This is a genomic window from Alcanivorax sp. HI0044 (assembly GCF_001634945.1).
In genome coordinates this window covers 1-996 of the sequence record NZ_LWEZ01001791.1, presented here as the reverse complement: position 1 = coordinate 996, position 996 = coordinate 1, and the positions used below count along the sequence as shown (strand labels likewise).

Here is a 996-nt window from a genome sequence, read left to right as displayed (position 1 = left end):
AGGAATCCCTGTCGGTGGAAACGCTGTATACCGACTACCACAGTTGGCTGCATGGCATATTGCAGCGGCGTCTCGGCAGCCGCGATGATGCCGCCGACCTGGCCCACGACGCCTTTATTCGCCTGCTCAGCAAACCTCGCCACCTGCACCATCACACCGCCCGTGCCTACTTGAGCCGCATGGCCCGGGGGCTGTGCGTAGACCTGTGGCGGCGCCGAGAAATTGAGCAGGCCTGGCTGGATACCTTGCTCCACCTGCCCGAACCGGAAAGCCCGTCCGCAGAACAGCAAACCGCCGCACTGGAAGCCCTGGTGGAAGTCGACACCATGCTTCGCCGCTTACCTGAGGCGGTAGCTCATGCCTTTACCCAGTCCATGGTGCATGGCCTCACCGGCAAGGAAATCGCCACACAACTGGGCGTATCCGAACGGACCGTGCGCAATTACCTGTCCAGAGCCATGCTTGCCTGCCTGCGCCTGCAGGCCCGACTGGAAGGCAGCTGCATGGCCGCCCGACCATGAACGGCGCAGCACACATTGATCACCAGATTCTCAGTGACGCCGCCGACTGGTTTGCCCTGCTGCGCTCCGGGCAGGCCGGCGAAAGCGACCAGCTTCGCTGGCAGCAATGGCTACGGCAGCACCCGGACCATCTGCGCGGCTGGCAAATGGTGGAGCACATTGAACAACAGTTCAGCACCGCCAGTGCCAACCATCCAGCGCATACCGAAGCCACCCTGAAACAGGCCCGCCACAACCGTATACAGCGCCGCAGCGTCATTACCGGCCTGGCCCTGGTCATCAGTACCGGCGGCCTGCGTTGGGTGAGTTGGCGACAGACGCCACTGCCCACCCTGGTGGCAGACTGGAACGCACAGTATCGCACCGGCATGGGCGAAATCCGCGCCCTGGAACTGGCCGACGGCAGCCGCCTGTGGCTGAACACCAACAGCGCCATCAATACCGTACTGGACGGCCCCCAGCGACACATCCAGGT

The 996-nt window shown here is 63.5% G+C and carries 2 protein-coding genes; both read left to right on the top strand.

What is annotated here, in order from left to right; genetic code table 11:
- Positions 1–521: sigma-70 family RNA polymerase sigma factor (locus A3730_RS26755; protein WP_231884059.1), on the top strand; the 521-nt coding region annotated here is incomplete at its 5' end.
- A partial coding sequence (locus A3730_RS26750) for a DUF4880 domain-containing protein (protein ID WP_156501392.1) occupies positions 518–996 on the top strand: 479 nt, incomplete at its 3' end. The genes A3730_RS26755 and A3730_RS26750, both read left to right, overlap by 4 nt.